Below are 7,532 nucleotides of genomic sequence, written 5' to 3'. Positions count from 1 at the left end.
TGAACTCACAGCTCCACACATCGTTAAAACCGCTCTCAGCGCATTGGGCATCGGAGACATGCTTTCAATGACCTTGCCAAACAGCTCAACGGGAACAAAATCATGAGCATGAAACGTATTTCTCTTCGTGCAGGGCTTGCGCTCGGTCTGGGCATGGCACTGCTTCCCGCTGCTGGAGTCAGCTCTTTTGCTCCTGCGGCATTTGCCCAGTCTGCTCCGGCCAGTGCCGTCAGCGCCCCCATCCAGACGCTGTATGCAGCACTGGACAAAGTGCAGAAATCAAGCGCCAGTTTTGCTGACCGGGTGCAGATTGTCGGCCCGGCAGTTGATCAGGCCTATGATCTGGACGCCGTGCTGAAAGCCTCCATCGGGGTGCGCTATCAGTCGCTGTCACCTGACGACAAACAGAAGCTGCTTAGCGCGTTCCGTGATTTCACGATTGCGCGCTATATCTCCAGCTTCAAGCCGGGTGCTGGTGCACGCTTCACCATTACCCCGAAGATTGAAGACTCACCGGTTGGCGGCAACAAGATTGTCAACACATTCATTGGGTCTGATGATAGCCAGCCCGGCACGCCTGTCAGCTACGTCATGCACAATGGTGCCTCTGGCTGGCGCATCACAGATGTTCTTCTGGCCGAATCCCGTATCAGCCAGGCAGCAGCCCAGCGTTCTGATTTTAGTTCCACACTGTCTTCAGGTGGTGTATCCGGCCTGATCAATGTTTTGGAACGTAAAGTCAAAACGTTCTCCCAAGGCTGAGCACAGGAACCACGGATCGTGACACGAAGCGGACAGACCAATAACCCGGCCACAGGCCGAATGACGGCTGATCTGTAGTGTCCCCTTTCCCTTTTCTGGCGGTCGCAAGCGGCGTTCTGGCCGTTAGCGGCTGCGTTCAGTCTCTTGCCGGGGCAACGCTGCTCCGGCGTTTCTGTAAGCAGGAACGAAAGCCGGTTACGTTAAACCCGCTCCCCCCCGTTACGGTGCTAAAGCCGCTATACGGAGACGAACCTTTGCTTGAAGAAGCATTGGAAAGTTTCTGCACCCAGAATTATCCGCACCTTCAGATTCTGTTCGGCGTGCGGGATGATAATGACGCGGCCATTGGCATCGTCCACCGCTTGCAGCAGCGACATCCTCACCTTGATATGCAGATTGTGGTCAATCCCGTAGTGCATGGGATGAACCGCAAAATCAGCAATCTGATGAATATCCTGCCCTACGCCAAGCACGATATCCTCGTCATTTCCGACTCTGATATTCACGTGCGGCCCGACTATTTGCTGCACATTGTCAGCGCGCTGCACAAGCCCCGCACAGGACTGGTGACGACGCTGTATGCGGGGCTGCCATCTGCGCCTACGTTTGTTCAGATGCTGGCCGCCTGTCAGATCAACCATAATTTTCTACCAGGTGTCATTCTCTCCCGCTATCTGGGCAGGCAGGATTGTCTTGGTGCAACCATGGCCCTGACACGCGAGATGCTTCAGGCTGTCGGCGGCCTTGAAGCCCTGCTGCCCCACGTTGCGGATGATGCCGTTCTGGGCCGTCTGGTGCGCCAGCAAGGCTACGACATCACCATTGCTGACTGCCTGACATGGACAACCATTGCAGAGCGCAACGCGTCTGAACTGCTGTCACATGAACTGCGGTGGGGCAGAACTGTCTGCACTCTGGCCCCGGCAGGCTATGCAGCGTCGTCTATCCAGCTTCCCCTTTTCTGGGCGTCTCTGGCGTTTTTGTTTCAGCCGCATGCCCTGTGGGCGTGTCTGCTCTTTTTTGGGGTATGGGGCCTGCGCATGGTCACCGCCCTGATTGTGGACCGCACTGTAGGCATACGGTTTGTATGGCCTTTGCTGCTTTTACCGGCACGCGACTGGCTGTCTGCGGCCATTATGGTGGGAAGTGCCAGCGGTACGCGGGTCGATTGGCGGGGTGAAACCATGCATGTGGCCCCTCATCCGGTTCCCCCTCCCTCACCGGGGCATTTATCACCGGAAAGTTGATACGGCTTGTCTCGCCCCTCCCGCGAGAGTAAGTCCCTACCCATATTCCCTGAGTCTCTCAGAACACCTTCCAGCCTTGTCAGGATCAGACCATGATGAGAACCCTTTTTCTGCAACCCCCTTCCTTTGATGGTTTTGATGGTGGTGCAGGCTCACGTTACCAGGCCAAGCGCGAAATCAAGTCTTTCTGGTACCCAACCTGGCTGGCCCAGCCTGCCGCCATGGTTGAAGGCAGCCGTCTGATTGACGCGCCACCGGCCCGCATGGGTATGGAACCGATTCTACAAGACGTGAAAAACCGCGATCTGGTTATTCTGCACACCTCCACACCGTCCTTTGCGAAGGACGTCCAGGTGGCGCAGATGCTGAAAGACGCCAACCCGAACCTGAAGATCGGGATGGTTGGGGCAAAGGTTGCTGTTCAGCCAGAAGAAAGCCTGCTGAAAGGGGCCCCGATTGATTTCGTTGCCCGCAACGAATTTGACTACACCATCAAGGAAATTGCCGAAGGCCGCGATTTCAAGGATGTGGACGGCATCACATGGCGGAACAAGGAAGGCGTCATTGTCGCCAACCGTGACCGCGCCATGATTGAAGATATGGACAGCCTGCCCTTCGTTACCGAAGTGTATAAGCGCGACCTGAAGATTGAAGATTACTTCATTGGCTACCTGATGCACCCGTATATCTCCATCTATACGGGCCGTGGCTGTAAATCACGCTGCACCTTCTGCCTGTGGCCGCAGACCGTTGGCGGACATCGTTACCGCACACGCAGCCCGCAGCATGTTGCGGCTGAAATTCGTCTGGCCCGCCAGTATTTCCCGCAGGTTAAAGAATTCTTCTTTGACGATGATACCTTCACCGATGATCTGCCGCGCGCAGAAGCCATTGCCCGGGAACTGGGTAAAATGGGCATTACCTGGTCTTGCAACGCCAAGGCCAATGTGCCGCGTGAAACCCTGAAAGTGCTGCGTGACAACGGTCTGCGCCTGCTTCTGGTTGGCTACGAAAGCGGAAACCAGCAGATTCTGCACAACATCAAAAAAGGTATGCGCGTTGAAGTGGCGCGTGAATTCACCAAGAACTGCCACGAACTTGGGATCAAGATTCACGGCACGTTCATTCTGGGCCTACCCGGCGAAACGAAGGAAACCATTCAGGAAACCATCAACTTCGCCAAGGAAATCAACCCGCACACATTGCAGGTTTCTCTGGCTGCTCCGTATCCCGGCACGGCCCTGCACAAGCAGGCCACTGAAAACGGCTGGCTGGATGAAAGCAATGCCGAACTGATTGACGAAAACGGCGTGCAGATGGCGCCGCTGCACTACCCGCACCTGTCTCACACAGAAATTTTTGGCAGCGTGGAAGAATTCTACAAGAAGTTCTATTTCCGCGCCCCGAAAATTGCCTCCATCGTCAGCGAAATGGTTCGTTCCCCGCAGATGATGAAGCGCCGCCTGCGCGAAGGTGTGGAATTCTTCCACTTCCTGCGTGACCGCAACGCGGCCTGATACCACGCGGCTTTCTGTGCGGATGGCGTCTCTGATCCGGCTGTTTGCCGGATCAGAGCGCCACCGCTACGGAAAGAAAGGTTTTTGCCCATGAAACGCGCCATTATTTCCGCTGACGATTTCGGCCTTTCGGTTGAAGTGAATGAAGCCATTGAAATTGCCCACCGTGAGGGGGTTCTTTCAACCGCAAGCCTGATGGTTGCGGGGCCAGCGGCAGCAGACGCGGTTGAACGGGCAAAACGGTTGCCAGATTTGCGGGTGGGCCTGCATCTGGTGGTTATTGAAGGGGCTTCGACCCTGACCCATGCCCGCCTTCCGCTGATTACTCAGGCAGATGGCTGGTTTTCTTCTTCTCAGCTGGGTTTGGGTGTTGATTACTTCTTCCGCCCCGAAGGCCGTAAAGAACTGGCGGCAGAAATTACTGCTCAATTTGAGGCTTTCAAGCGCACGGGGCTGACTCTTGATCACGCCAATGCGCACAAGCATATGCACCTGCACCCAACCGTCGGCAGACTATTAATTGATATTGGTCGCACTTATGGGTTGCGCGCCATTCGTACCCCGCTTGAACCAACAGAACCGCTTTACGCCGCTGGCACCTATACAGATACGTTAGGCGATGCTGCCCTCCGCCGCTGGACGGGGTTACTGCGTCACCAGATCCGCTCTGCCGGGATGGTAACCAATGACTGGTGCTTTGGCTTGGCATGGAGCGGCCACATGACATCAGACCGCGTTGCGGCGTTAGCCGCGCATCTGCCAGAAGGCGTGTCTGAACTCTATTTTCATCCCGCCACGCACAAGAATGATCTCCTGCAACGCCTGATGCCAACCTACGAGCATGAAGCAGAGTTTGAAGCGCTCTGTTCCGAAGGTTTCCGGGCCGGATTGCACCATTCCCATGCCGTGCTTTCTGGTTGGCGCGATCTTGAGCCCGCCTGAAGATCTCCTCATTGTGTTATAACATGATATAAATATCACATTCCCAGTAACAACATTTCGCAAACGCGCACTTTTCTTGTTATAACTTTCGCAAGCCGTTGACGGCCGTTTTCCTTTCTGTTTCAAATTCAGCCTGACCACTTAAAAACAAAAAAGAAATGGTCTTGGGCATAATGAAAAACGCTTTGTCTTTCTCCGCATTCTCTACCGCACGCCCCGTACAGTGGGCGTCTGTCTCTGCTCTTTACGCAGGTAAGCCTCTCTTGGTGGTGGCCTCTGTGTGGCGCACGGTCTTTAGCGGCTCTGTGCAGCATCCTGTCTTTTCAGGCGCAGTGCTGACAGCCTGACCCACCCGTCTGTTTTTACACAGACAGAGACTTCCTTTTCTGAAAATTGAGGACAGGTATGAGACTGTCAGAAGAACGCGGCCTGCGGGCACAGCGCACGGCATCGCTTATCCGCCCCCGTAAAAAAGACACGGGTTATCTGGCTCTGGCCCTTATGGCGTCATGGGGTGCGAATTCGCACAAGGCAGGCGCGGCCCCCATTGCGCTGGAAAAACCAATTGCCCCGGTGGCTGATGCCATTGTCAGTCCGGCTAACAAGGTACGCCCCAACGCAACAGCAACCACGCGCCCGCTCAATACCGGCATGATGGATGCCGGGAGCATGGGGCCAGACCCCGCAGCCATCAAACGGCCAGCCAACACGCCAATTCCGCCAAGTGGTGTACCGGTGCTGCCAACGCCGGGTTACGCCACCATGAGCGTGCAGTCTTACGCCCCCGCAGGGGATGAACAGGGGGCTGCCCATAAGCTGGAGCTTGACGCCCTGACATCATGGGAAGGGCCATCCAGCTTATTGCCTCCTCGCCTTGATGCGTTGCGCCGTATGGACATGAATGACCCCTACTACGTGCCGACAGCAGGGTCGGGCCATCTGGTGCCCCAACTGACAGGCCCACGAAACTGGCTGCATGATCGTGGTTTCACGTTCTCCTTCACTTACAAAGGAGAAGCGATGGGCGTGATGACGGGCGGCTTGGAAAAAGGCGTCAGCTACGTTCACGAACTGACACTGCAAGGCGTGTTTGATCTGGAGCGCATGGCACGGCTGAAAGGCTGGTCTGTTCATGCTCTGGTGATGGAGCGTGCAGGTAAAGCCCTTCAGAATGGTCGTTTGGGCGAATATTACGTCGCCATGCAGGAAGTCTATTCTCTGTCTGGAAACGTGGCAGCCCATCTGGTTGATCTGTATGCCGAAAAACGCATGATGCAGAACCGTCTGGATGTCATTTTCGGGCGCATGTCCCTGACGCACGTGTTCGCAACATCTCCGTTGCTGTGCTCCTTCATGGTAACCTGCTCCGCCCCAGTCGCGCTCAAGCAAAATCCGGGCTTCAGCGTGTACCCCAAAGCAACATGGGGCGCCCGCGTGCGTCTGCGCCCAACACGCGATACCGCGTTACAGGTTGGCGCATATTCTGTCAGCGCCCTGACAGACAACCCCAGCGGCTGGTCATGGGGGGCGGAAAACACCACTGGTCTGTCTCTGCCTATTGAATTCACATGGCAGCCGTTCGTGACCCGTAACCGCCTGCCGGGCCATTACGTCATTGGGTATGCCCATGACACCACCCGCTATGCAGACAAAATTGCCTCTGCCCTGCCAGCAAAGGTCGCGGCAACCATTCCGGGTAAACGGTCAGCCCCGTCTGACATGTTCTGGGTCGAGGCTGACCAGATGGTCTATCGCCTCGGTGGGCGTAACATGATGGCCGGTGGCTACCTGATGGCGGGTTACGTGCATGTGACCCCACGCGTGGTCAATCTGTCTGATCAGGCCTATGCCGGGTTTTCTCTGGTCGGGGTTATTCCCTCTCGCCTGACAGACCGGCTGGGTGTGCTTTATTCTTGGTATCATGTCAGCCGCCGCCGTCGGGAAAGCCAGATTCTGGCGCAGGATGCCGGGTTGTCTCTGGGCTCCACGTTGCATGGTGTGCAGAACAATTCCCACATCATTGAAGCCTATTACGCGATTGATGCCTTCCCCGGTGTGCTGATTCAGCCAACCTTTCAGTACATGATTCATCCGGGAGAAACACACCACATTCCCGATGCGTCCATCATGGGCCTGAAACTGATTGCCAATCTCTGACCATTATTCCCCTGTAGGCTGCATTTTCTCTGATGCTTTCTGCAGGGGTTTTCCGTGTGTTTGCCGCGCACGTACCTAGGCATGACAGCGTCGCTCTGCTAGGCAGCAGAGGATCTTTTCAACATTCTGACGCTGGCATGACCGACACGCCTTCTTCCCCTTCCTCTACGCCGCGCCAATCTGCAAAGGTGGCTGATGCAAAAGCTGACCGCGCAGCACGGCAGGCCGCCGCCCTGCGTGCCAATTTGCGCCGCCGCAAACAGCAGGCCCGCACCCGGCAGGAAATGGAAGCAGACAGCCAGTCAGCAGCGCCTCAGACAGACCCGGCCAATGGAGAACCACCGACATGCCCGTGATGCCCGATACATGGATCCGTCAGATGGCGAACGATCACGGCATGATCGAACCGTTTGTGGAAAATCAGAAACGCGACGGCGTTATCTCTTACGGTCTGTCTTCCTACGGCTATGATGCCCGCGTGGCTGATGATTTCCGCATTTTTACGGATGTAAACAACGCTATTGTTGACCCCAAGAACTTCAGCCCGGACGGCTTTGTCTCCCGCAAGGCTGACGAATGCATTATTCCACCCAACAGCTTTGTGCTGGCCCACACCATCGAATATTTCCGTATTCCGCGTGATGTTCTTGTCGTGTGTCTGGGCAAATCGACCTACGCACGCTGCGGTATCATTGTAAATGTCACCCCGCTTGAACCCGAATGGGAAGGCCAGGTGACCATTGAAATCAGCAACACAACGCCGCTGCCTGCCCGTATCTATGCGAACGAAGGCATCTGCCAGTTTCTGTTCTTCAAAGGCGAAACCCCCTGCGAAACCAGTTATGCTGACCGTGCGGGGAAATATATGGGCCAGCGTGGCGTTGCCACGCCGCGGATGTAAGCCAGA

The 7,532-nt window shown here is 55.9% G+C and carries 7 protein-coding genes; all 7 read left to right on the top strand.

Features of this window, described 5'->3' with window-relative positions; genetic code table 11:
- Positions 1-108: 108 nt before the first annotated feature.
- The 7 genes from Abin_RS12280 (at position 109) to dcd (ending at position 7,526) form a co-directional block, all read left to right on the top strand.
- Entirely contained in the window at positions 109-762 is a 654-nt protein-coding gene (locus tag Abin_RS12280; RefSeq protein WP_048847301.1) for an ABC transporter substrate-binding protein, read from the top strand.
- 77 nt (positions 763-839) lie between these two features.
- The gene (hpnI, locus tag Abin_RS12275) at positions 840-2,009 is read left to right on the top strand and encodes a bacteriohopanetetrol glucosamine biosynthesis glycosyltransferase HpnI (protein ID WP_048847300.1); all 1,170 of its coding nucleotides are present in this window, start codon (positions 840-842) and stop codon (positions 2,007-2,009) included.
- A gap of 92 nt (positions 2,010-2,101) precedes the next feature.
- On the top strand, positions 2,102-3,526 hold the full coding sequence (gene hpnJ / locus Abin_RS12270; RefSeq protein WP_048847298.1) for a hopanoid biosynthesis associated radical SAM protein HpnJ: 1,425 nt from the start codon (positions 2,102-2,104) through the stop codon (positions 3,524-3,526).
- Positions 3,527-3,616: 90 nt separating this feature from the next.
- Positions 3,617-4,468, top strand: coding sequence for a hopanoid biosynthesis-associated protein HpnK (hpnK, locus tag Abin_RS12265; protein ID WP_048847296.1), 852 nt, complete (start codon positions 3,617-3,619; stop codon positions 4,466-4,468).
- Positions 4,469-4,969: 501 nt separating this feature from the next.
- On the top strand, positions 4,970-6,625 hold the full coding sequence (locus tag Abin_RS12260) for a carbohydrate porin (protein ID WP_084593625.1): 1,656 nt from the start codon (positions 4,970-4,972) through the stop codon (positions 6,623-6,625).
- Positions 6,626-6,762: 137 nt separating this feature from the next.
- Positions 6,763-6,981 carry a hypothetical protein gene (locus Abin_RS12255; protein ID WP_048847365.1) on the top strand — a complete coding sequence of 73 codons (219 nt, stop codon included), beginning with the start codon at positions 6,763-6,765 and terminating at the stop codon, positions 6,979-6,981.
- Positions 6,972-7,526, top strand: coding sequence for a dCTP deaminase (gene dcd / locus Abin_RS12250; RefSeq protein ID WP_048847294.1), 555 nt, complete (start codon positions 6,972-6,974; stop codon positions 7,524-7,526). Before Abin_RS12255 ends, dcd begins: the two co-directional genes overlap by 10 nt.
- The last annotated feature ends 6 nt before the right edge of the window (positions 7,527-7,532 follow it).

This window comes from Acetobacter indonesiensis (genome assembly GCF_000963945.1).
Classification (GTDB): Bacteria; Pseudomonadota; Alphaproteobacteria; order Acetobacterales; family Acetobacteraceae; genus Acetobacter; species Acetobacter indonesiensis.
Note: the sequence above shows the minus strand (reverse complement) of the source record. Positions and strands in the feature narration are given on the sequence as shown.